The sequence below is a fragment of the Microcoleus sp. B3-D7 genome, from assembly GCF_036705305.1.
Classification (GTDB): Bacteria; Cyanobacteriota; Cyanobacteriia; order Cyanobacteriales; family Microcoleaceae; genus Microcoleus.
Map to the genome: position 1 here is coordinate 292,996 of NZ_JAUBUE010000003.1, position 24,314 is coordinate 317,309.

At 46.4% G+C, this 24,314-nt stretch carries 21 protein-coding genes and 1 pseudogene; 11 read left to right on the plus strand and 11 right to left on the minus strand.

Annotated features, from left to right (window positions below; translation table 11 throughout):
* On the plus strand, window positions 1-506 hold a 506-nt coding region (locus QUB25_RS04435; protein WP_333182147.1), incomplete at its 5' end, for a TPR end-of-group domain-containing protein.
* 2 nt (window positions 507-508) lie between these two features.
* Here the strand turns inward: QUB25_RS04435 and QUB25_RS04440 are convergent.
* The gene (locus QUB25_RS04440) at window positions 509-1,108 is read right to left on the minus strand and encodes a glutathione S-transferase family protein (RefSeq protein ID WP_333182148.1); all 600 of its coding nucleotides are present in this window, start codon (window positions 1,106-1,108) and stop codon (window positions 509-511) included.
* 84 nt (window positions 1,109-1,192) lie between these two features.
* Complete coding sequence (locus QUB25_RS04445; protein ID WP_333060064.1) at window positions 1,193-2,155, minus strand: glycosyltransferase family 2 protein; 963 nt, start codon at window positions 2,153-2,155, stop codon at window positions 1,193-1,195.
* 285 nt (window positions 2,156-2,440) lie between these two features.
* On the opposite strand from QUB25_RS04445, the gene QUB25_RS04450 reads away from it, so the two are divergent.
* Entirely contained in the window at window positions 2,441-3,064 is a 624-nt protein-coding gene (locus QUB25_RS04450) for a TenA family protein (protein ID WP_333182149.1), read from the plus strand.
* Between the two features lie 565 nt (window positions 3,065-3,629).
* Here QUB25_RS04450 and QUB25_RS04455 read toward each other — a convergent pair.
* Window positions 3,630-3,812: a hypothetical protein gene (locus QUB25_RS04455; RefSeq protein WP_333182150.1), complete on the minus strand. Its 183-nt coding sequence runs from the start codon at window positions 3,810-3,812 to the stop codon at window positions 3,630-3,632.
* Between the two features lie 97 nt (window positions 3,813-3,909).
* Window positions 3,910-5,202, minus strand: a complete 1,293-nt coding sequence (locus QUB25_RS04460; RefSeq protein ID WP_333060121.1) for a pentapeptide repeat-containing protein — start codon at window positions 5,200-5,202, stop codon at window positions 3,910-3,912.
* A 120-nt stretch (window positions 5,203-5,322) separates the two neighbouring features.
* Here QUB25_RS04460 and QUB25_RS04465 point away from each other — a divergent pair.
* A pseudogene (locus QUB25_RS04465) lies at window positions 5,323-5,778 on the plus strand (aspartyl protease).
* A gap of 255 nt (window positions 5,779-6,033) precedes the next feature.
* Here the strand turns inward: QUB25_RS04465 and QUB25_RS04470 are convergent.
* Window positions 6,034-6,546, minus strand: coding sequence for a DUF1648 domain-containing protein (locus QUB25_RS04470; protein ID WP_333060061.1), 513 nt, complete (start codon window positions 6,544-6,546; stop codon window positions 6,034-6,036).
* A 20-nt stretch (window positions 6,547-6,566) separates the two neighbouring features.
* The gene (locus QUB25_RS04475) at window positions 6,567-7,790 is read right to left on the minus strand and encodes an RNA-guided endonuclease TnpB family protein (protein WP_333182151.1); all 1,224 of its coding nucleotides are present in this window, start codon (window positions 7,788-7,790) and stop codon (window positions 6,567-6,569) included.
* A gap of 244 nt (window positions 7,791-8,034) precedes the next feature.
* Between QUB25_RS04475 and def the strand changes: the two genes are divergently transcribed.
* The 4 genes from def (at window position 8,035) to QUB25_RS04495 (ending at window position 11,631) form a co-directional block, all read left to right on the plus strand.
* Window positions 8,035-8,595: a peptide deformylase gene (def, locus tag QUB25_RS04480; RefSeq protein ID WP_190659061.1), complete on the plus strand. Its 561-nt coding sequence runs from the start codon at window positions 8,035-8,037 to the stop codon at window positions 8,593-8,595.
* Complete coding sequence (locus QUB25_RS04485) at window positions 8,595-8,795, plus strand: hypothetical protein (protein WP_199292547.1); 201 nt, start codon at window positions 8,595-8,597, stop codon at window positions 8,793-8,795. Before def ends, QUB25_RS04485 begins: the two co-directional genes overlap by 1 nt.
* Before the next feature lie 177 nt (window positions 8,796-8,972).
* On the plus strand, window positions 8,973-10,310 hold the full coding sequence (locus QUB25_RS04490; RefSeq protein WP_333182152.1) for a PrsW family glutamic-type intramembrane protease: 1,338 nt from the start codon (window positions 8,973-8,975) through the stop codon (window positions 10,308-10,310).
* A 268-nt stretch (window positions 10,311-10,578) separates the two neighbouring features.
* Window positions 10,579-11,631: a Gfo/Idh/MocA family oxidoreductase gene (locus QUB25_RS04495; RefSeq protein WP_333041122.1), complete on the plus strand. Its 1,053-nt coding sequence runs from the start codon at window positions 10,579-10,581 to the stop codon at window positions 11,629-11,631.
* 282 nt (window positions 11,632-11,913) lie between these two features.
* Here QUB25_RS04495 and QUB25_RS04500 read toward each other — a convergent pair whose 3' ends face one another.
* Complete coding sequence (locus tag QUB25_RS04500) at window positions 11,914-12,900, minus strand: GDSL-type esterase/lipase family protein (protein ID WP_333182153.1); 987 nt, start codon at window positions 12,898-12,900, stop codon at window positions 11,914-11,916.
* A 407-nt stretch (window positions 12,901-13,307) separates the two neighbouring features.
* On the opposite strand from QUB25_RS04500, the gene btpA reads away from it, so the two are divergent.
* From btpA to QUB25_RS04520, 4 genes are all read left to right on the plus strand, one after another.
* Entirely contained in the window at window positions 13,308-14,195 is an 888-nt protein-coding gene (gene btpA / locus QUB25_RS04505; RefSeq protein ID WP_333041132.1) for a photosystem I biogenesis protein BtpA, read from the plus strand.
* Window positions 14,196-14,455: 260 nt separating this feature from the next.
* On the plus strand, window positions 14,456-15,379 hold the full coding sequence (locus QUB25_RS04510; protein ID WP_333060058.1) for a vitamin K epoxide reductase family protein: 924 nt from the start codon (window positions 14,456-14,458) through the stop codon (window positions 15,377-15,379).
* A 474-nt stretch (window positions 15,380-15,853) separates the two neighbouring features.
* A complete protein-coding gene (locus QUB25_RS04515; protein ID WP_333182154.1) occupies window positions 15,854-17,989 on the plus strand; it encodes a CHASE2 domain-containing protein in 2,136 nt (711 codons plus the stop codon).
* Window positions 17,990-18,571: 582 nt separating this feature from the next.
* Window positions 18,572-18,835: a hypothetical protein gene (locus QUB25_RS04520; RefSeq protein ID WP_333182155.1), complete on the plus strand. Its 264-nt coding sequence runs from the start codon at window positions 18,572-18,574 to the stop codon at window positions 18,833-18,835.
* Between the two features lie 21 nt (window positions 18,836-18,856).
* On the opposite strand, the gene nadB is transcribed toward QUB25_RS04520, so the two are convergent.
* The 4 genes from nadB to QUB25_RS04540 form a co-directional block, all read right to left on the minus strand.
* Window positions 18,857-20,509: an L-aspartate oxidase gene (nadB, locus tag QUB25_RS04525; RefSeq protein ID WP_333182156.1), complete on the minus strand. Its 1,653-nt coding sequence runs from the start codon at window positions 20,507-20,509 to the stop codon at window positions 18,857-18,859.
* Window positions 20,510-20,831: 322 nt separating this feature from the next.
* Complete coding sequence (psbU, locus tag QUB25_RS04530) at window positions 20,832-21,266, minus strand: photosystem II complex extrinsic protein PsbU (RefSeq protein ID WP_006635850.1); 435 nt, start codon at window positions 21,264-21,266, stop codon at window positions 20,832-20,834.
* 255 nt (window positions 21,267-21,521) lie between these two features.
* Window positions 21,522-22,481 carry an adenylate/guanylate cyclase domain-containing protein gene (locus tag QUB25_RS04535; protein WP_333041108.1) on the minus strand — a complete coding sequence of 320 codons (960 nt, stop codon included), beginning with the start codon at window positions 22,479-22,481 and terminating at the stop codon, window positions 21,522-21,524.
* Between the two features lie 598 nt (window positions 22,482-23,079).
* Window positions 23,080-23,538, minus strand: a complete 459-nt coding sequence (locus QUB25_RS04540) for a zinc ribbon domain-containing protein (RefSeq protein ID WP_333182157.1) — start codon at window positions 23,536-23,538, stop codon at window positions 23,080-23,082.
* Window positions 23,539-24,314: the final 776 nt, after the last annotated feature.

The following is a 24,314-nucleotide window of genomic DNA, read 5'->3' on the forward strand; positions in this document are numbered from 1 at the left end:
CTGAATCTGTTGATGCTTGGGTACATCGAGGGACTACTCTCCTTCATCTAGAGCGATATGAGGAAGCCCTTACTTCTTGCGATCGAGCTTTTAAGATAGATTCTAAGAATCATCAAGCACTGAACACTCAAGCACTAGCATTAAGTCTTCTCAATAATTTTGATAAAGCTATTACAGCCATTGATGAAGCAATTAACTTAGAGCCTAAAGAAGTATTACACAGGGCTAATCGTGGCATTATTTTGGCTAGGGCTGGTAGATACACCGAAGCCCTTGCTGATTGTGAACAAGCGATTAAGCAAGATCCTAAGCATGAGAGTGGCTATTACGGTAAAGCCTGCTGCTACGCACTACAAGGTGATATTGGACAGGCTATTGATAATCTACAGAAAGCGATTGATATTGCACCTCGCCGAAGCCGAAACGAAGCAAAACACAACCCAGATTTTGACAGTATCCGAGATGATGAACGATTTCGAGCTTTGATGTCATTAGCCTCATTTTAATTTCATTGTGTAATTTTTATATATCGAGGTTGACTTTTTACGCGATCGATCCAAGTTTGAATTGCCGGAAATCTCGTTAAGTCAAATCCGCCTTCGTCAGCAACGTGAGTATAAGCAAATAAACCGATGTCAGCAATAGTATAGCGATCGCCCGCAAAAAACTCATTTTCTGCTAAATGCTGTTCCATCACCCCCAAAGCAGCATAACCCGGTGCTTGTTTTTGTTGAAGTGCTTCCTGATATTCTTGTGCTTTCCCTATCAAATACCAAAAACGAGAAGTAGCAATAAAAGGTTCGTGGCTGTACTGTTCAAAAAACAACCACTGCATGACTTGAGCGCGTTCAAATTTATCCGTGGGGAAAAACTCAGTTTCTTCGCTCAAGTAAAACATAATCCCATTCGATTCAAACAGAAATTTACCCGGTGCGATTTCTAACACCGGAATGCGACCATTGGGATTTTTGACCAAAAATTCAGGTGTGCGGCTTTTTCCTTGGAGAATATCAATTTCTGTGCGATCGAAGGGAATATTAAGTTGAGTTAAGAGCAAGCGAACTTTATAGCAATTGCCCGATGGGGAATACTCGTAAAGTTTAAACATGAGTCTTGAGAAAATTTTATGATCTTAAATTATCTCATAAACTAGATAATTTAGGCACGATGAATTAACCGTTGTTTGTTAAAATTATTTTGGCGATCGGTGTCGATCGCTAAAACCAGCCACTTCTGCCAAAGTATAAAGCGGCCGGCCCTTCACCTCCTCGTAAATACGCCCTATATACTGGCCCAAAATCCCAATACTAACCAACTGCACCGCACCCAAAAAGAAAACCGCCATCATCACAATTGTCAAACCCGTTAAGGCAGAACTTGGATAAAAAATCCGCCAATACAAAATCAAAAAAGCCATTAATACAGATACAAATGCCGCAAATAACCCCATATAAATCGAAAGTCGGAGGGGAACTTTTGAAAATGATACTAAACCATTCATCGCCAAACTCAAAGATTTTCTGAAGGTATACTTGACCTCCCCAGCAAAACGCGGATCGCGTTCAAACTTAACCGCCGTTTGTTTAAAACCAATCCAAGCGCGCAGTCCCCGAATGTAGCGGTTGCGTTCTGGCATCGCATTTAGCACGTCCACCACGCACCTATCCATCAAACAAAAATCTCCGGTATCTATCGGAATATCAACATCAGCAAGATGGCGCAAAATGCGATAATACATATAAGCAGGCAACCGCTTAAACCAACCTTCTTGACGGCGGTGAGTGCGCTGAGCATAAACAACTTGATAGCCCTGCTGCCACTGTTCTACCATCTCTATAATTAGCTCTGGCGGGTCTTGCAAATCGCCGTCCATGATGACTACAACTTGACCTCTAGAAAAGTTTAAACCAGCAGTTACAGCTATTTGATGACCGAAATTGCGGGCAAAACTGAGGTAACAAATTCGCGAGTCTTTTTCGTGCAATTCTCGCAAAAGTTCGAGAGAGCGATCGCGGCTGCCATCATTGATTAAAATTAATTCTACTGCGCCGTCCATTCGCTCCATCACGGCACTAATTCGCCGATAAAGTTCAGCGAGATTTTCTTCTTCGTTATAGATAGGAATTACCAAGGAATACTTAGGTGTATCGTTCATTGCAGTTTCTGTTTAAAAATCGGCTTTTCAACCGTTCAATCAAAAGTTTCTTTTTCTCCAACCACCCTGGCTGCTTCACGAGAGAGGTTCGGGACGTAATTTCGCTCTTTGAACTCGACAACACCAGCCCACAACAGAGCCGCATACCAAAACTTATCTATTTTCTTAAATACGAAAAATAAAAGATACCATAAGACTGACGCACGCCAAGGGAAAATATTTGTTATCATAGATGTTTAGTCAGACTATAAAAATTACAATCATAACCCATCGATTCAAAATGGCATGACAAATTCCAATTATCTTTGGCAAGCAAATCAAGACTTAAGCGAAGCTTGTCTGCAACATCCCTTTGTCAGAGGCATTGCTGACGGCAGCCTGCCCCAAAATAGTTTTGCATATTACGTTGCACAAGACGCATTTTTTCTGGGATCCTTCGCTCGCGCTTACAGTATCGCTGCGGCAAAAGCACCCGACTGGGAGGGGTTTGAAATCCTCCACAATCTCGGTAGCGGCGTTTTAGAAGAACTTCGTTTGCATCAAGGATATGCAGCCAAATGGGGTGTAAACTTGCAACAGGCAAAACCGGGAATCGCTACCCGCCGCTACACAGATTTTTTATTAGCGACAGCCTGGGGGAGTAGTGTAGGTTTGACAGTAGCCGCCATGACTCCTTGCTTGCGGTTGTATGCTTTTTTGGGACAGCAGCTAGCTAAACCTAATATACCGGAACACGCCTTTAGCGACTGGATTTCCACCTATAGCAGCTCGGATTTTGAGATTTTAGCAAAACGGCTGGAAAGTTTGGTCGATCGCTACGCAGAAGCGGGGCCGGAGGTAGAAGCAACCTATCGCTACGCTATGGTGTGTGAAAGAGACTTTTTTCAGGCAGCTTGGGAAATAGAGTAAATTAAGTTTGGGCAAAAGATATGGAAAACTATCTTAAGCTACCTACACCCAGTAAATTTAACAGCCATGTACAGCAGGAATGTAGCAAATAATGTCATAACAGCCTATTCCCAACGAGGCTGACTAATCAACACTAAACCGACTCCTACCGAGAGCAAAACAATGCGCTAAGCTTAGGGATGAACCGATTGCATAACACTGGAGTTGATCAGTAACGCTAAAGAGAAAAAGCCCAAATAGACGACTGTAATGCTCAGCCTTTTTCTCCAATACCACAACAAGTAGCCACCGCCCAAATCAGGGCAACTTTACTAACAGCTTGCAACCACCAACAATGCACGCAAAGATTCCCAACTATTAATGAGTATCCCTGCTAATTCCACTTGCATTCCCAGAGTCGTGAAGTCGCCCATCAGGAAAGGAAATAGCGGATAAAAACCTACAGAATGCTGCTACTCGTCCTCTGCATAGCTGTAGCCTAAATTGGCGATTTCGACGTACCATTTACCGTCCCCTTGCGAAAACAGTTCCCAGCCACTTTTGGAAAGGAAGGCGCTTCCAAAACTCAGAGGCAGCCAATCCCATACACGGGCGGGTTTTTGCCGACTAAATGAGCAATTACCTGCATCCCGATCGCCATTATCGATCGGCTCAGAAACCACATAACAATTAGAAAAGTTCCCCCCTCCCGGCTTTGGGAGCGCTCCAGGCGCGGAATTACTTCTAGCCATAAATCAGTATTTGTCATGGCTAAAACAGCCCAAGACTGTAGATTTAAAATTAAAGTATAGTCCGCTGCCGAGCGCTCGCCAAATATATACGTAAGTACCGCCGTACTGCTAATTTTAACGTCCGAGTTTATTGGGAATCCCTTCGCAGCCGCCGGGAATAGTCTCTCTCGACTTCGAGCCGCACCAAGCGCAGCAGTAATAGCGCTGCTCCTCCGACAGCCGCTTGACACCGGTGAAATCAACACGTTCCACCACAGCGCCGGTATGTTCACCCGTTTGATAGTTGGGAAATTCGGTACGGCTGCGGGGGGATGCAGTTTGTGCCGAGCCGTAGAATAATGCGGCGGCTCTCATGTCGGCGCGAGCGAGATTGGCGTCGTACAAGACAGCGCGCGAGAGGTTGGCTTTCACTAAATCGCACTTGCTGAGATTGGCGCGGACGAGGTTGGCTTCGCTCAAATCCGTCCACCGCAAATCGGTGCCAGCCAGGTCAGCACCCGCTAACATGACATTGAGATCGATAACGCGGATACCGTGATCTCTATCTTCAGCGTAGCCGCCGTCGCCGTCAAGGATGGGGCGGCCTAAAAGCCGATCGCGCTTCAGAGGAGTAACCAATCTAGACTGCGACAAAAACCGCAGAATTTTAGCTTTACCTTCAGCATCTACACTGCTCATAATCGCAGCGGTGCGGCCTTCTGCGATCGCCCTTTCCTGCGGCCAGTCTTCCAAAAACCCTTGTTCGTCAAGGGCTAAGTCGGAAACCCCTTGAAAATAAGCATCGATCGTTTGCTGCTGCGTAATTCGATTTTGCTGAATCGTCAAATCTTTCGAGATCACGTACTGCCGCCAAGCCACGTAAACGCCCAAAATAGCGATCAAAATTTGGCCCAAAGCGCCGATCAACTCGCCGAGAGCGCCGATGGCGTCCCAGTTGATTTGGATGTTGCGGCTTCCCGGTTCAGTATTACTACCGCTGAGCATCAGCAAGCCAACAATCCCAGCTAAAAGCCCGAAGCAGGCGACGATCAGAGTGCGCCAAGTCGGCGGAATTACCTGCGCCCAGATTTTGCCCCAACTCGGCCACATCAGCCGCAGCGATATGCTGATCGCACCCACGGCGCCAATTAAGCCCAGCCAAATGTTGTCATTGGCCAGCCCAAAAATCATCGCTGCGATCAACCCCAGCGTCAGCACGGACCCCGACTTCTCAGTAGTCGTTTGTTCGGGCTGCTGCGGCAAAAAAACCTTGCGAGTTGGAGGCGGTGGCACCGGTTTTTCGGGTTCAGCAGTAGCGACGATTATCCCTGATTCTGGTGGCACATTAGGGTTCGCACCGTTCAGACTTTCTACAGTCACGTTAGATTCAGGGCGATTGGGTTGAGAAGAGTTTGGTTCGGGTGTCATGCGTTGAGACAAATTCTAACTGTGGCTGGTCAATAAAACGATTTTAACTAACTAAGCAGGATTCTAGATAATATTACAATAGAAATCTCCACTAATTACACTCAAAAGAGGTAACGTACTATGACCCTGGTACTCCCCAATCTGCAAGAAAAACAAAGGGGTCAAGTTGTTACAACAATCGCCGTCACGAATCGCAGCGATCTAGTTATGGCTGAACGGGGATTCATTGCTGCTCGGGAAGTTCGCTCTGTTACCCTCAATAACGTTGTTGTCGATACCGGAGCAACTCTGCTTTCCTTGCCAGCTCCCATTATTAGCCAACTCGGTTTAAAACAAGTAGGAGAAAGAGATGTATAAACATCGGCTGGTATCAAAAACTGTCGATTTTTTGCAGGCGCTCAAATTATTGTAGAGGGGAGAGAAGGCAGATTTGATTGTTTAGAATTGCCCGAAGGCGTTTCTGCTGTTTTGCTGGGGGTAATTCCCATGGAAGAACTAGGCTTAGAACCTGATTTGAAAAATCGACGGTTGCGAGTATTGCCGATGAACAATCAGCAAACATATCTGATGGGTTAGTCGATCGGCGTTTACCGTAGCACAAACCTCTGGCCTTTGATTCCTATTATGTCCCGTCAATTAGCCACCATCAAAAATGTTTGTAATGAGGACTGAACTCCTCAAAGTTATATGAGGAGTTTAGTCCTCACTACAAACTAATTTACCAACTAATTTTATTTCGTTGATAGTGAGAACATAATATCCTGGGTGGTTAATTTTTATTAATATCAATAAACTTAGTCTTTGGGTAGATGTAAGTTTTTGGCGCTACATCTAGCGAGCAGAATAAGCCTTGAGCAAATACACGCCAACCGTCCCAAATATCAAAATAATTATCCCCAAAACTAACTCCACACTAAACCTTTGAGCATTGCCCAAAGCGACAAGAATTTGCTGCCGCACCACAAACGCCAACAGCCAGCAAATCTCCGCCTTCAGCCAAGCCAAAAGGCCTCGCCCCAACAGATATTGCCGGCGAGCGTTCTCAGAAGTAATCCGTACCGGATAATTAAAAGTATGGGGATAGCGCGAAACCGCAGTTAAAACCGCAAAAATAATGGCAGCAACCGCCGGCATGATCCAAATTGTCACCTTGTCGCCCCAAGCATCAGCCAGCCCCCCCAAGCCGAAATGTATCGGAATTCGATCGGGCAAAACCGCCCAAAACTTGACGATGAGCAAAACAGCCAGCAAAATCGCGATCGCACCTAAAAGCTCTACTGCCACTAAAACAGGCGAAAGCCCCAGAGAAATAACCGGCCGTTGGTTTGGTGCGTTTCCAGTCATGGCTACGTGAACTACCCACACTAAATCGAAACGATTATAGTGTGGGCTTCTAACATCACAGAGGAATGCCTCAGAACAGACTTGCGTCCAATCTTTGGTCTTACTTCCCCTCCGTTAGCAAAAACGGCTGTTCCATCCGTCTGTAATATTCTGATGCCTTCCGCTCTAATGTTTGTTGCGGCGTTACCATCACGGTCATGACGAGTATCGCAATTAGGACAAGTCCACTCCCTAATATCAAGCGGTAACTTATCAATCTGGTAATAGCAATTAGAGCAGAGCTTGGAGCTGGGGAACCAGCGGTCAGTCTCAACCAACTTGCCACCTTTTTTCTCTAGCTTGTAAGCTAGGAAATTGATAAAGATTCCCCATCCCACATCAGATATGGCTTTAGCTAAATTGTGATTGCGTACCATGCCTTTGACATTAAGATTCTCTACTACGACAACTTGGTTTTCATTGACGAGCTTTCGGGAAAGCTTATGTAGAAAATCCTGACGGGATTTAGTTACCCGTTCGTACACTTTAGCTACCGTCTTTTTAGCTTTGTTCCTTGAATTACTTCCTTTCTGTTTTTTAGCTAGCTTTTGTTGCTTGCGTTTGAGGTTTTTCTCGTGTTTGGCTAGATGCTTAGGGCGATCGTACTTGGAGACTTTGCAGCCATTACTCGTAATAGCAAAGTGAGTCAATCCCAAGTCAATTCCAATTACTTTGCCGACCGTTGAAACAGTCGGATTGTCGCCTTCACTCTCCGTCAATATTGAGGCAAAGTATTTCCCAGAAGGATTTAAACTAACCGTTACGGTTTTGATTGTTCCTTCTATGTTCCTGTGCAACTTGGCTTTAACTTTGCCGACCTTGCCAGGAAACTGAACAAACCCATCAAGTACCTTGACATTTTGAGGATACTGAATCGATTGCTTATCATGCTTTGACTTGTAGCGCGGGAACCTACCACGACCTGCAAAAAAGTTTTTATAGGCGGTTGTGAGGTTGAGCGTTGTTGCTTGCAAAACTTGGCTGTAACATTCAGACAACCAAAGTGTTTCTTCGGCTTTCTTGAGTTTTGGTAAAAAGGCATTGAGTGCTGACTGACCAAGGCTTTTACCCGTTTCTTTATAAGTCTCAATTGACTTATTTAGACCATAGTTCCACCACCATCTGGCACAGCCAAAGTGCTGAGACAGTAGGGCTTGTTGCTCTACTGTTGGATAAAGTCGAACCTTGATGGCAGTATGCAGCATCTCATTACCTCCTTACTGTATTATACATATTCCAGTAAAATATCTACAAAAATAAAGATTTGGAGATTTCCGTACCTACAATCTCCCTGCCTTTCATCCCGCCGAAGACACTGGGTACAGTTATAGCGGGGGACAACAGGAGCGAGGAGTTAAAATTAGATTAATATTGGAAATAATAGTATTGGTTCCAATTTCATTCCCCAACAGCTTTCGTTGGGGCTTTCCAAACATCCCGCGAGGTTCTATGACGGCTCAGGTCTTGATTGAAAAGAAAAAGTTAGAAAAACCGCCCCTAACAATACACACATTAGGCGATCGCGTCCTGCGGCAGCCAGCCAAGCGCGTCAAAAGCGTCGATGCAGAAATTCGGCAGCTAGTCCGAGAAATGCTGCAAACCATGTACAGTGCCGACGGTATCGGTTTGGCAGCCCCCCAAGTCGGAGTCCACAAACAAGTAATTGTCCTCGACTGTGACCCGGAAAACCCCGCCACGCCCCCAATTGTTTTGATCAACCCCACCATCAAAAGTAGCAGCGGCGATATCTGCATCTTGCAAGAAGGGTGTTTGAGCATTCCGGGAGTTTATTTAGAAGTCAAACGCCCAGAAGTCATTGAAGTATCCTACCGCGACGAATACGGCCGCCCACAAACCCTGATAGCAACAGAATTACTATCGAGGGCAATTCAGCACGAAATGGATCACCTCAACGGAGTGCTGTTTGTAGACAGAGTAGAAAACAAGCTGGCACTGAATGAAGCATTAGTCAAGCATAAATTTTCCCCCAAGGCAGTAAAATCAGTATGATGGCAGGAACTCCGAAAAGTGGTTTACTCTTAGCTCTTTCGTGCATCACTGCGATCGCGGCAGTCGGCTCCATCTTTGAGCTGTCATCGGGAGAAGCTCAACTTGGCAATTTAGTCACGGGCATCATCCTCGCCCTGAGCGTACCGCTAACTGGCATATTTTTCTATGCAGCCGTTCAGGATGCCAGGGCAAATCTATAAGCAGAGTTATTAGTCATTAGTCATTAGTCAGCAGTTATTAGTAATTAGTAATTAGTAATTAGTCAGCAGCTAACAACCAATAACTGTGGAATAAAGACTGCTCAAAAATAACATCAGCTAACAGCTCGCGAGCTCATGACCAATGACTAATGACTAATGACTAATGACTCATAACTCATGACTAATGAAATCGGATTTCTGCGACAAGTGCCAGCCAAAGACGCTCTGGGAACCCCAGTATCCAAGTACCAACTTTCTGAAGAAGGGGAATTGGTTATCGGACGCGATCGCAATTGTCAAATAGCTTTAGAGTCGATCGGTCACGGCATGGTTTCCCGTCGCCACGCCATGATCCGTCCCCTAACTCAGGGTACTTTGACGAGATGGGAAATTTGCGACCTCAACAGCGCTAACGGAACTTATATCAACGGAAAAAAGCTCTCTGGCTGCCAAACTTTAGAAACAGGCGATCGCATCAGTCTCGGCCTTGACGGCCCTGAATTTATATTTGAATCTCCCGTAACCTCTTACCAAAATCAACCCGGATTAAGAGCACCACAAACGGGCAATTTTGCTGGTAGCGAAAAAGACGCTCTCACTTTAACTCAATTATTCCCGATCGCCTCCACTGGCAAACAATTAAGCCAAAAAGCTTACTTATATCCAGGTATCGCCACAGTTATTGTTGTCGTGTCGATGTTTGTCGCCGTTGGAAATTCCGCAGCATTCAACTTGCTGCTGTCAGCTTACCTCGCCGGTGCGGCTTACTACTTTATCTATCAACTGTGCGGCAAACACAAGCCTTGGTGGGTCTTGCTTGGTTCGGCTTTAGCTACAGTCCTGATTGTGATCAGCCCCTTATTGATTGGATTTATATTCGTATTTAGAGAAATTTTGCCCGGCCGCCTGCCAACCGAAGGCGAAACAATCAGTTTTTTGCCTTTTTTGAACAGAATGTTTTTCGGGGCGGGTCTAATGGAAGAATTGCTGAAAGCCCTGCCCGTTTTGGGAGCGATGTTGCTGGGAAATTGGCTGAAAAATCCGTGGCGCGATCGAATCGGCGTTTGGGAACCTTTAGACGGAATTCTGTTAGGAAGTGCCTCGGCCGTCGGCTTTACACTGTTAGAAACTCTGGGGCAATACGTTCCCAATGTCATCCAAAATGTCACCCTGCAAGCAGGGGCGGAGGCGGGACAATTAGTAGGATTGCAGTTGCTAATTCCCCGCATTTTGGGTTCCGCCGCCGGACACATGGCTTACAGCGGCTATTTGGGATATTTTATCGGTTTGAGCGCCCTCAAACCCAGGAAGCGCTGGCCTATTTTGGGCGTAGGTTATTTCAGCGCTTCGGCACTTCACGCTTTGTGGAATGCGTCAGGAGCAGCCAGCGTACTTTTGCTGGCCTTGGTGGGAGTTTTATCCTATGCGTTTTTGGTAGCGGCTATTTTGAAAGCCAGAGCTCTTTCTCCTAATCGGGAGCAAAATTTTGCCACAAGAATATTTTCCCAGAAGTGACTGCTGACTGCGGACGAGCGCCCCCGAGTTAGATTCATACTTAACTAAATTTGTCAATACGCAATTTCCAGACATTTGACCCCTGTATTCTACCCTTGTGTATGACTAGCTTCTGCTTAATTGCCTGATGCGATAATCGCAACTGAACTTAGAAATTCTTCACAAATAGTTTGACTGTGGTACTATCTGGATGGCTGTGAGTAGCTGAGGGAAGCCAAGGGGCTTGATTCCTGTGGTGGTGGAGGAGAATCCAGGAGTGCTAGATAGGATGTCATTGGGATACGCAAACGTTTTCGCCCAGCGAAGTCAACCTGAACCCCTCCGCATTGGGGTGATTGGGGTTGGCAATATGGGCCAGCATCACACGCGAGTTCTGAGCTTGCTAAAAGATATCGAACTCGTGGGTGTTGCAGACATAAATGTAGAGCGGGGAATAGATGTAGCAAGCAAATACCGGGTTCGCTTCTTTGAAGACTACCGAGATTTGCTCGCCCACGTAGATGCAGTTTGCGTCGCCGTTCCAACTCGCCTGCATCACCCTGTGGGGATGTCTTGTCTCCAAGCGGGTGTTCACGTTTTAATTGAAAAGCCGATCGCGGCCAGCATTGCCGAAGCCGAATCTTTGGTCAACGCGGCTGCTGAAGCCCACCGGATTTTACAAGTGGGTCACATCGAGCGGTTCAATCCAGCTTTTCAGGAACTCGGCAAAGTGCTGAAAACTGAAGAGTTACTGGCATTGGAAGCTCACCGGATGAGTCCCTATTCCCAGCGGGCTAACGACGTATCGGTAGTTTTGGATTTAATGATCCACGACATCGACTTGCTTTTGGAATTGGCAGATTCCCAAGTGGTGAAGCTGACCGCCAGCGGCAGCAGGGCCTCAGATTCAGGTTATTTAGACTACGTGACAGCGACGTTGAACTTTGCTAACGGCATTGTCGCCACCTTGACTGCCAGTAAGGTGACGCACCGCAAACTCCGTTCAATCGTGGCTCACTGCAAGAATTCTCTGACAGAGGCAGATTTTCTCAACAACGAAATCTTGATTCACCGACAAACAACCGCCAATTACGTGACGGATTACGGTCAGGTGCTATACCGTCAAGATGGGTTGATCGAGAAAGTTTACACCAGCAATATTGAACCGCTCCACGCCGAATTGGAGCATTTTATTAATTGCGTGCGGGGTGGAAATCAGCCTTCTGTCGGAGGAGAACAAGCTCTCAAAGCTCTGCGGCTTGCGAGTGTGATAGAGCAAATGGCTCTCGACGGTCAAGCTTGGTATCCGAAAGAGCTAGAGTCTACTTTGCAAGTTAGCTAAATCGAGACAAATCCTGTCGTTTCCGGGTGCTTTTACAGTTTGGGTTTGTTGTTCGTTGAAGACGGTAACTGTTCCCATGCAACCGGATTCGATATCAGTCGATTTGAGATTGGACAATTCGGCGTGAGAAGTTCGGCGAGCGCGTGCGTGGAGTTGCGCTCAGTCGAACGATTTTAGGCTTTAGATTGACTCTGCAGATGAATCTGGGGGCTTGAACTAAGGTTTCAACTTTTTTGCTCTCGACAACAGGAGTCGTGGGCAAGTATCCGTCTTTAGGTGAAGTCACGATTTATGCCAAAAAAGAGCGACTATTTGACGACTGATGGTTTTGCTAACTAGCTGATTTCCTTGAGGACTCAGGTGAATGCTGTCTCGATACAAAGTTGGAAATTCGGCCGCACAATTGAAAATGGGAAGAAAATCTATGTAAGTAATTTTCTCTGTTTCTACGAGTTCGGCGAGACGCGCTCTAGCTTTGACTTCCCAGTCGCGAGGGCCCGGGCCGCCGAGTTCGCCTCGCTTGGGCGTGACGGCTAGCAAAAACTCGACGTTGGCGGATACAGCTATTTTCTGGATTTGGCGAATAGCTTCTAAGTTGCAGCCTACTACATCGCCGCTTGTGGCTCTGGGTGCTGCCAATTGGGGAGTCGGCACGGCAGGTAGCAGGTAGCGGCTCAATAACTCTAGCGTAGCCGATCGGGGTTTGTGATCCGGGTAAGATCGATCGCGACCCACAACCAGAGGACAGGGAGCCGATGCAAAAAAATCGTCCGTATTGAGCAGCAACACCACAGCATTTGCCCCAAAAACACCGAACCGCTTGGCGTAAGCAAGTTGATTCCTCGGCCCCCAAGAATTGGCTGAGGCGTTGAGAACTTCAAAATTTAAATAGTTGACTTGTGAACCTAATTGTGGAGCGCTCGCCAGATTCTGTACTTGCAGTCTCAAATTCCGAGCCATAATTTCGGAGATGGTATCTGTCTGATGTGTCCACCAACCGCCGTTGGCGACAGAATCTCCCAACAGCAAGACGCGCAGAGTTTCTGGAGGGGCGATCGGGGCGATCGCTGGGCTACGCATCGAATACTCGTTAATCTCAATGCGGTTGCCCAAGCGACGCACCTTCTGGTTGGGCGCCAACAAATAGCCGCACTCGGCATCGGCAATATAAATCAAGGGATTACCAAAACCCAGCAGCACCCGCAGCAGCACTTCGATTGCCGCCCCCAATCCTGCGGTGACAGCCAAAATTATGAGAACAAGTTTCACCACTTAACCTCGATAGAGAAGGATAAACCCCTGCCGACACCAAGGTATAAAAAAGAATGCAACTGCTGTCAAGCTTTCAACCCCGATTGTAGTCAGTCGATTTTAGATTAAAGATTAAAGCATTGACTCTACAGATGAATCTGGGATATCTCGCTAAAATCTAAACTTTTTTGCTTTCGAGGACTCCTGTCTAGAAGCAAGTATCCGTCTTTAAGTGAGGTGAGTAGGTCGCCTATGTAAAATCTAAAATCTAAAATCTAAAATCTAAACTGTTATGGCTGCGGGGTTTGAGCAACTTGGCGACCCGATTAAGTCAACCGAATCGCCCCCGTGGATATAGAATTCTAGAATATACCGTCAAAATCCGCCGTCAGCCGTCAGTGAACTTGGTGGTTTCAGGAAAATCCGTGGACTTAAAACAAATATTCAAAACGCCGAATCCCATAATCGGTGTCGTACATTTACAGCCTTTGCCAACTTCTCCCCGCTGGGGGGGAAACCTCAAAGCTATTATCGGAAGAGCCGAGCAAGAGGCTACAGCGCTGGCTTCTGGTGGCGCAAACGGTATCATTGTCGAGAACTTTTTCGACGCTCCTTTTGCCAAAGACAGCGTAGATCCGGCTGTGGTAAGTGCCATGACTCTGGTAGTCGAGAGGCTAACAAATCTCGTGACGCTGCCGATCGGCGTTAACGTGCTGCGAAACGACGCCCAAAGCGCGATCGCCATCGCCTCCTGCACAGGAGCTCAATTCATCCGCGTCAACGTCCTTAACGGCATCATGGCTACAGACCAAGGCTTAATTGAAGGCCAAGCTCACCAGCTTCTGCGCTACCGCCGGGAATTGGGCAGCGATGTCAAAATATTAGCAGACGTGTTAGTCAAGCACGGGCGACCCCTAGGCAGCCCGAACTTGACCACAGCCGTCCAAGAGACGATCGGGCGCGCTTTAGCCGACGCCGTAATCCTTTCCGGCTGGACAACTGGTAGCCCTCCCAATCTCGAAGACTTAGAACTCGCGAGTGCAGCAGCGGCGGGAATTCCTGTTTTCATCGGCAGCGGCGCCTCGTGGGAAAACATTTCCACCCTCATGCAGGCCGCTGACGGCGTAATCGTATCGAGTTCCCTGAAGCGAAACGGCCGCATCGAGCAGCCCATCGATCCGATCCGCGTCAGTCAGTTTGTAGAAGCCGCCCGCCGCAGCTTGTCACAGAAAGAGCGCGAACAGGAAAATAGAGATGCTAATGGCTCAAGAGGGCCAACACCGGAACCGGGCAAAGTCACAAGTAAAACGTAAAATGGGAAGGGGTAATGGGTAATCGGTAATAGCTGCAAATGAAGAGCTAACAGTGAAAAAAGCACACTTATCAATCACCAATTCCCAATTTCTTTGATTCACGACACGGAAGTCACGGATACATGGATAGATTTCTTTTCTCTGACTTCTGACTTCTTCCCTCAACATCCATCCGTTAAATCCGTTAAAACCCTTACCTTGCTAGTTGCCCAAATTCCTTATTCTTTCAACGTCCCAATTATCAATTACCAAATCAAAAAATGATTCGCCGACGTTCAACCCCTTGGATTCATCGCTGGTCTAGGACTGTGATGGCAGCGATCGCAGCCATAGGCGTCGTAGAAACGGCCTATCTCACGATCGCTAAATTCACGACTGGCTCGGTCATTTGTCCCACCAGTGGCTGCGACAAAGTTCTCAACAGTCCCTACGCTACAGTCTTTGGCACTGTGCCTTTAAGTTTGTTAGGCTGTCTGGCTTACCTGAGCATAGCAATCCTGGCATTGGCTCCCAAAGCTGTAAATCCCGACACCAAAAAAGGACTGCACTCTCAACTAGAAAAAAACACTTGGCAAGCGCTATTTATCATCACCGCTGCGATGGTAATTTTCAGTAGCTATTTGATTTATTTGATGGCTTTTGAAATTCAGGAACTGTGCATTTACTGCATCACTTCCGCCCTATTTTCGCTGTCGCTGTTTGTGCTGGTGCTAGTCGGGCGCGAGTGGGAAGATATTGGACAGTTGGTGTTTACAGGCATTTTGGTGGCAATGGTGAGTTCGATCGGTGCCTTGGGACTCTACAACAGCGTCAGCGCACCTGTCTCTACTGTCTCTACCCCCGGTATTGCACCTCCTCCCATCACTACAACCTCCGGCCCGGCACAAATTGCTTTGGCTCGCCACCTCCGACAAATCGGCGCGAAAGAATACAGCGCTTACTGGTGTCCCCACTGCCACGACCAAAAAATGCTTTTTGGTAAAGAAGGTGCTGCCATAATCGATTATGTTGAATGCGATCCCAAAGGCCAAAATTCCCGCACTGCACTTTGCGAAGCTGCTGCTGCTAATATTAAAGGTTTCCCGACTTGGGAGATTAATGGTCAGTTTTATTCGGGGACACAATCTTTGGATAAACTCGCTGATTTATCGGGTTACACGGGCCCCCGCAACTTTCAAAACTGACAGGAAAGTTGGAGATGTTAGATGACAGATTTTAGATTGATGGGCAGGAAATATCCTGGTTTTTAACTTAGTTTATCGTTGGCTCGTGCTGCGAAATCAATCTAAAATCTTGCATCTATAATCAATAAAAAAATAGTAAAGATTAGTGAGAACGAAAAATATTAAAACAAGTTCGGGGTTTCTAGTATGTAGATAGCCGAATAACTCCTAAAACTTTTACATCATAAAAAATGCAATAAACCGGGTTTCTGCTTCCAGAATGATTGTTGAAATGACATATTTTGGTTGCGAAACCCGGTTTCTCCTGTTGCAGCCCGATCGCACCGAAAAAGCAAAAAATTAAATAATCTAAAATCTAAAATCTACTCGCCCGCACCAAAAAACCAAAAAATTGGATAATCTAAAATCTAAAATCTAAAATCGACTGAGCCGATCGCCCCGGAGATGTAAAACCTGTACGTAGTAGTAGTCTAGATGCTTACAGGGCGAGGCCCAAATCCCCAAAATATGCTAGAAACTATCAAAAAATGGGTCGCTCAAGAACGCCGAGTATTGATTACTGCGAGTGCGGTTGCTAGTACAGTCATTGTAATGCGCTGGTTCGGATTTTTTCAGGTGTGGGAATGGGCTGCTTTCGACCAATTTGTGCGCTGGCGGCCGGCCGAACCAATTGACTCGCGCATCGTCATTATAGAAATTAAAGAAGCTGACTTACAAAAATACGGCTACCCAATTTCCGATGCTGTATTGGCCCAATTGCTGCAAAAATTGCACGCTGGCAAGCCGCGGGCCATCGGCCTCGACGTTTACCGAGATTTGCCAACTCAACCGGGTAACGCCGAATTGCTCAAAACGTTTAAAACTATTCCCAACTTAATTGGCATTGAGTTGATGCCAGACGAAACCCGGCTCGGAGTTCGGCCGCCTCCGGTACTCGACAAGCTCGATCGAATTGGTTTCAACAATGTTGTCATCGACGCTGACTCAAAAGTGCGGCGAACTTTGCTCTACGCTTGGCCCGGAGACGGCAAAACTCATAAAAGTTTTGCACTCAGACTGGCTTTGCTTTACCTCAAAAGCGAAGGAATTTCCCCTCAATCCGCAAAAGCCAATCCTAAATACTTGCAGTTAGGCAAGGGGGTTTTTCGGCCTTTTCAACCGAATGATGGTGCTTACGTTCGAGCGGACAGCCGCGGCTATCAAATTTTGACCAACCTGCGCGGCCCGCGAGGCAGTTTTCGCACTGCATCGATGAGCGATGTGCTTTCTGGCAAAGTACCCGCTGATTTTGTACGATCGCGCGCTGTCTTGATCGGCTCAACTGCCCCCAGCCTCAGAGACTTTTACCAAAATGCTTACAGCTCGGGTTGGTTTGGTCCTCCCCAGCAAATACCGGGAGTCGAGCTTCAGGCTCACTTCTTGAGCCAAATTTTGAGTGCGGCCCTCGACGGGCGCGGGGGTATCAATGTCTTGCCAGAGGCTGCGGAGTTGCTGTGGATTTTACTCTGGTCTTGGGCGGGAGCAAATGTGAGTTGGAATTTGCGATCGCTTGGTCGATCGGCTTACTGTTTATTAAGTATCTGTCTAGGTCTGAGTGCCACTTTATACTTAGCATTCCTAGCAGGTTGGTGGCTGCCCTTAATTCCTCCAATCCTCAGTCTTGTGGGTTCTGGTGTCGCAGTTGTGGGTTATCTGGCTCACTTGCAAGAAGAATTAAAACGGTCTAAAGAATTTTTACAATCGCTAATCGATACAATTCCCGACCCAATTTTTGTCAAAGATCGAAATCACCGCTGCGTTGTTTTGAATCAGGCATATTGTCGGTTTATTGGCTATCCTTTGGAAATTTTAACCTGCCGAACCGATTACGATTTATTTCCCCAAGCCGAAGCCGAGATATTTTGGCAGCAAGACGAATTAGTATTGCAAACTCATCAGCCGCGAGAAAATGAAGAATATTTTACTGACGCTCACGGAATTACGCATCTAATTGCGACTAAAAGATCCCTGCATAAAGATGCTGCCGGCAACCTATTTTTAGTCGGAGCAATCAGAGATATTACCGAGCGCCAACTCCGGGCAAAAGCCCTAGAACAAAAAAATGCTGAGCTCAGCCACCAAGCTTATCACGATGCTCTTACCGGTTTGCCCAACCGCCAAAGGTTCTACGAATGCTTGCATCGGTCTCTAGAAATAGCTTCCAGCACTCAGGAATTGGTAGCTTTACTCTTTTTAGATTTAGATGGATTTAAGTCAATCAACGACACTCTCGGACACAATGTGGGTGATTTACTCTTAAAAACAGTTGCCAATCGGCTCAAAAAATGCTTGCGCGGCAGCGATACAATCTCGCGGTTGGGCGGCGACGAGTTCACAGTCATTTTGCCCGCAATTCCAGGTCGCGAGGAAGCTGCGAAAGTAGCGGAAAAAATTTGCGACGCCATCATGCAGCCTTTTATTTTAGAAGAACATACAGTTTCTGTAACTACAAGTATTGGCATTAGTTTATATCCCATTGACGGTCAAGAGCCAGAGGTGTTAGTTAAGAATGCCGATGTTGCGATGTATCGTGCTAAGGAACGGGGGAAAAATCAATATCACTTTTATTAATTCAAACCCGTTAAAAACATAATGCAACTGTAGGTAAAGTCCTCAACCCGATATTAATAAGTCACTTGTAAGTATTCAATTTTTTATCTAAAATTTCAATTATTTCAGACAAAATTTGAGCAATTTCTAGATATCACACCCTAATTGGGTCGTGAGGAAGATATTATTTCAGGCGTCCCCTGTGCAGCTAACTTGAAAAAATAGCTCGCTCCTTAAACTGTAAGCCCTCTAAGCTTTTTGAAACCGTTCAAAAAAATGTCCAAAGTAGGGAAATCTAAAATCTAAAATTACATAATTTAAAATTCTCTAAGCTGTCATCTGTCATTAGATAGATTTAGCCAATATAAAACTTATGAGAGCAAGTTATTGTCTTATCTAAATGTAACAAATTATTAAAATAAATCACAACCTGAAACCAAATTTAAATCGCCAAAAAGCCTCAATGTAAAAAAATTTATGTAAGCTTAGGAAAGTTAATTAAAGTAAATGTAAAGATATCAGTGGAAATACGGAAATTGACAGATATAATAGGTGGTACAGACGTGGATCTATTGCGGTGATTTGAATAAGGCTGTGAATACTATGCGTACTTTGATTCAGCTCACAACAACGGCAACCCTGGCGGCCTGCCTGCAAGTGAATATAGTCGGCACCGCAAATGCGGCTCGACTTGCCAGCAACTCAACTAACAACTTAACAAAAGCCCGTAGCACGGGCAAGAGTCCGACGCCATCGACGCCGAGAGTTTTGACAGTTGCACAAACCTCTAGGTTTCCAAATGACCCAAAACAATACGAACCACCCCCGAACGGGAGCCCCGAAAGTGACGGTACGGGAACGCGCTGACCCTAAATTTTCAATAAATTTTCAATCTTCTATTCGCGGAGATTTGTACCAATTCGATTGGTTAATTAAAGTATGGCTGCACCAATCCGGATCGGTGAGGGGATAGTCCACTCGGTAATGACCGCCGCGACTTTCGGTGCGAAACGCAGCACTTTTGACAATTAAATAGCCAATATCCAATAAATTCCCCACTTCTCCCCAATTTCGCAAAATCGAGCTATTCTTCGCCTCAGCAGGGGAAAAATTAATAATTTGTCCGGGCTGTAAATTTTCAAGCGTTTGACTCAAAGGCAATGAAGCAAATTCTTGCCGCCAAATCTCAAGTTGGACGATCGCACTTTCCAAATCGCGTTGTCCCCGGCAAATTCCCGCACTCTGCCACACCAAATTCGGCAATTCTACCCGCAACTTTTCGATCGCCTCAATGTCCTTTTCAGAAATCGATTTTTCCAAGATTTCCCCCGCCTCGAACGGATCGGCGAATGCCTCGGGCGTTCCACCTTCTAGCTGCAAAAGGCCCATCTGCGCCCCAAAAACCAGACATTCCAGCAGCGAATTGCTCGCCAACCGATTAGCGCCGTGTACCCCCGTGCTCGCAGTTTCTCCCACCGCGTACAAACCCGGAATCGAAGTTTGGTTGAACTTGTCAGCGACAATCCCTCCCATCCAGTAATGGGCCGCGGGCGTCACCGGCACCGGTTCGGAAAAAATATCAATTCCCCAATCAGCGCACACTTGAATAATATTGGGAAACCTGTAGCGCAGTCGATCGACCGCAATCGGGCGCAAATCCAGCCAAACATGAGGTTCCCCCGTCTTTTGCAAGTGGCGGAAAATTGCGCGGCTGACAACATCCCTAGGGGCGAGCTCCCCGCTGGGGTGAGAGTCAAAAGCAAAGCGATATCCCTTACTGTCAACCAAATGAGCTCCTTCTCCCCGCACCGCTTCGCTAATGAGAAACCGAGGCGCGCCCGCGGTGCTCAGCGCCGTCGGGTGAAACTGCACAAATTCTAAGTCTCGCAGCAGCGCCCCGGCGCGCCACGCAATTGCCACCCCATCCCCGGTACTTACCGACGGATTGGTCGTTTGAGCAAAAACCTGTCCGCCGCCGCCTGTCGCCAGCACCACGGCTTTGGCCTGCAGCCACTTGACTTGTGAGCCACAAATCGAGCTAATGCCCTGGCAGCGCCCGGTTGCGTCTAGCCACAGACTCAAAGCAAAGGCAGGGGATACGAGTTGAATGTTTTTGCGGCTTAATACTTTTGCTGTCAGCGTACTGATAACGGCTTTGCCCGTAGTGTCGGCGGCGTGGAGAACTCGGCGGCGGGAGTGGGCTGCTTCTAGGGTGAGGGCTAAATCGGGGCCGGTGCGATCGAATGCAACGCCCATTTTCACTAGGGAGTCAATGCAGGCCGAAGCTTCCTCAACTAAAAATTTCACCGCATCCAAATCGCAAAGACCGGCTCCTGCAGCCAGTGTATCCTGAACGTGCAGTGCTGCCGAATCTTCAGGGGCGATCGCCGCGGCAATCCCTCCTTGAGCCCAATCGCTGGCAGAAACAGGCAGGGTATTTTTATTGATCAAGCCCACGTGCAAATGCTCTGGCAGGCAAAGTGCTGTGTACAAACCCGCCGCGCCAGCACCTATTACCAATACGTCAAATTTGTCAGTCATAAGTCTGCCGCCAGTCGATTTTAGATTTTAGATTTTAGATTTTAGAATTGAGTCTACAGATGAATCTGGGGACTTGAACTAATGTCAGTCGAGCGAGGTTATATTTTAGATTTTAGATTAAAGAATTGAGTCTACAGAGGAATCTTGGGAACCCGCTTATTTCAATCTAGCGAATTTTGGTCGGCTTTTACCCCATGGTGGTTGAAAGTAAGTGTTCAGAAATTAAAGGCAGAAGTCATCAGCCTATAGAAAAAAAATATTTTCTTTCTGCCGAATGCCTTCTGCCCAATGACTTCTGCCTTCAAATGAGACCCGCTGCTACCTAGTCGTAGAGACCATTATTCAACCGGTTGTCTCCTTCAATAAAGACTGATTCAACATCAGTTACGGTGAATTTGTCCATGTTAGCTTGCAGCACTTTTTTCTGAGCATCCGTCAAGTCTGAAATATTGAGTACGTCCTCAACATTTTCGTAAGGAGCATTCTTAATAATTAGTCGAGCTAAAGTGGGATACAACCCTCGAAATTCCCGAAAGTCCCGGACGGCGCTGTTGTTCAAATCAAGTTTTTTGCCGTATTCTGTGGCAAGCTTCTCATCGGCGCGATTGGTTCTAGCCGGAGCTTCAACAGCTAGGAGCGAGGATGATGGCAAGACGATACGGCTTAATGATGCCGCGATTGCGCTTTGGTCTCCAGCCCATGCAAAGCAGCCCAGCACTAAGCCCAATACTGCCAATAGACGACCCAATCGTTTCATGAAGTTTTGTCTCCCAATTTCATACACAGCATTTATGTAGAGACTACCATTTTGCTTATGCAGTTTTTCAGATAAATCCGCAATAGGTAGAGAGCTGTTATAAAATTTACATTGGGGTATTGACAACGCGGACATTATATGATAATGACCGACTTTTGAGCATCGCAGACAAGTTTATATAAGGCCCTGCAAATGAAAAACTCGGACTGCTATTTTAAGGGGTTAATTTTTGCCCCGCACCCAATTTTCTCGCTATCAAGAACTTTTTCCTTTCGTTTTGAGAAAAGCATTCAAATCAGCATAAGTACCGCCGTAAGTCACGGTGGGAGTGTCGTAACCCTTTAAAGCAACGGTGTGCTGCTCGAAAGCGCCCTGGGCCCCCAATTGCGTCAGGTATTTGTAGGTAGTTTCTCCCACAGCGATATCCTTGCCGAGTTGCTTGGTGCAAGATTCCAGGCGAAATGCTGCGTTTACAGTATCTCCCAAGGCGGTATAGTCCGATCGGTCGCTGCTGCCAGAGTTTCCCACCATTGCATAACCAGTATTGATGCCGGCCCCGACTCGCAAAGGAAAAGGCAGGGGGTAACGGCTGCTGAGTTCGTCTGTTGCCTTGTGCAGTTCGCTCAAAGCTTGGCAAATCCGCATCATTTCCTCGCTGCTGACACCGCTGGTTTTGTGGAACCAGACCGCCATGATGGCATCACCGATGTATTTGTCCACCCAACTGCCGTGTTCGCGAATGATCTGTCCTGCTTTGCGGAACCAATTGCCGATGACTTCCGAGAGGAGGGTTTCGTCTAGCTGCCTAGTCAAAACTGTAAAGTCTCGGATGTCCATTACCATGACGCTAATCAGGCTACGCACCGTCAAAGTCGCCGTAAAATCTTCAGAGTCTGTCTCGTGTATTGGTGGATCGTGCCGATGGCCGGCGGTTGGGTTGTAGAAGTCCAATTCGGTTTGACCGAAAATAATCCGATCGCCATTTCTGAGAGTGACAGGAATACTGACCCGCCGCCCGTTGACAAAGGAACCATTGCGGCTGCCCAAGTCGATCAGGTAGAACTCTCCTGTCTCCATTTGCTGTAACATCGCGTGATTACGGGAAATCCAGCGATCTGTCAGTACAAAATTATTGTCATCGCTCCGCCCTACTGTCCAGCAATTGCTGCCGGAGAGCGGCAAGTAGCGATTGCCGCCTTCTGTGCGAAGTACCATATGTGGATTGGGTTGCACTCGTCACAACAGTCCTAGAAACGACACAAAATTAACCGAATTGAGATTTGAGACTTCAGATTTTAGATTTTTTAGTCCATCGTCGATGCACCTAGCCTCTGCAGGATTTGTGAACCATAAATTCGATCGAGCTAGCGAAGGTATTTATGATTCGATCTACCAAAGCAGGCAGTTAAAACAGACTGTCTACCAAGATTGTACCTGATCATACTGCCTGCCCCAGAGCGAAGACAAATTTTATTTATTTTGATCGGCCAGAAAAAAGTGGGAAAATGGCTCTCTGGCTAGGGGGCTAGCGTGTACACACAAGTCCGAAATCTTTCAACACCATTCCTCAAACCCAAGTTTCGCATGAATCTCAGAAAGGAAGCTTATTTTCATGAATTTTAAGTTATTGATTCGGCCAAACGAGAAATCAAGAATCCAGGAAACAGGGTTTCTACAATATGGGTCAGCGATCAACTTGTCTGTACACAGTAGAGCTAGGCGGGGGGTAGGGGGTGTGGGCTGGTATGCAGATCCAGAGTTCTGTCCACTACTCCCTATGGTGTAAGCTTCCAATTTCAACCGGAACAGCCGCTCATATCGAACATTTCCTTCCAAACGTCGAACTTACATTCTGTCCATGGGCAGTAGTGCTAGTTCCTAACGCTAATAATCCAAGCCCTTCATCGCCAATAATGATAGCAGAGTTCACATCTCTATCGTGCTTTGTTTGGCAATTGCAACAAGTCCAGCTACGCACTTCCAACAGAAGGCGAGCCACCTGATTCAGACCTACGTGGAAACTCTTACTCGATGGTGCAAAAAACCGACCAATGTCTAAGTAAGTTTTACCGTCTCTTTCAGCCTTGTATTTCAACGGTATGGTCAATTTTGACCATCTGCGATCGCTAATTACTTTAGGTAGGAAGTGAGTTTTTACCAAGTTATTGACTGCCATATTTTCAACAACTATAACTTGGTTTTCCTGCACCAATTTCATAGAGAGTTTGTCCTGAAAATTCTCTCTAGCGTTTGCCATTTTTTCGTGATTCATGGCACTCCACAGGCTTGAAGACGATGATTTTAACCTTGATGTTTGCGAGAGAGTTGATGCTGCTTACGGTTTATATTTTGTTTGAGATTTTGTGGTTGATACTAGCAAAAACAATCCCCACCTTACCAGGGAAATTGAGGAATTTATCACCAACAATTTGTATTTTTTGGGGTACTGAATTGATTACTTGTCACGCGTTGACTAGAACTTCGGGAAAGATGCCCGTCCTTCAAAGAAGTTGATGAATGCTCTGCATAGGTTTAGTGAACTCAACTCATGCAGTTATGGGTGACAGGGCGATCGCATCTGGTAAATAGCACTTTCTGAAGCAAAACCGAGCTAGCGAGGTAACAAGCAAGGTGCAAAACTTACCAGGCAATGGTTTAAGGGAACCGTCTCTGAGCTGATATCTTTTATTGTGCATCATTGGTAACAAGTTAAGCTAAGAAAGCATTTGTCAATCAGCAATTATGCTCAATATTTACTCGGATTTTGGGCAGAAAACTGAGATTTGGGCGACCGAGGAATCATGCCTCCCATGATATTTATACTTACTCCCTCTCAAATCGTGAATTTTCCATTCCTAAAAAAACAGTCTTTTTGAGTAATATTACTGATTGACAAATGCAATTAAGTCTTAACAATACTCCGGACAGTTTTTAAGCAGCCAAAGTACCATAAGACAAGACTGAAGGAAGGTTAGGGTGATTTAAAATCAAATCCCGGTCTAAATCTAACTTATCAATAAAGGTACAAAGTAGATGCTTATTGAATTC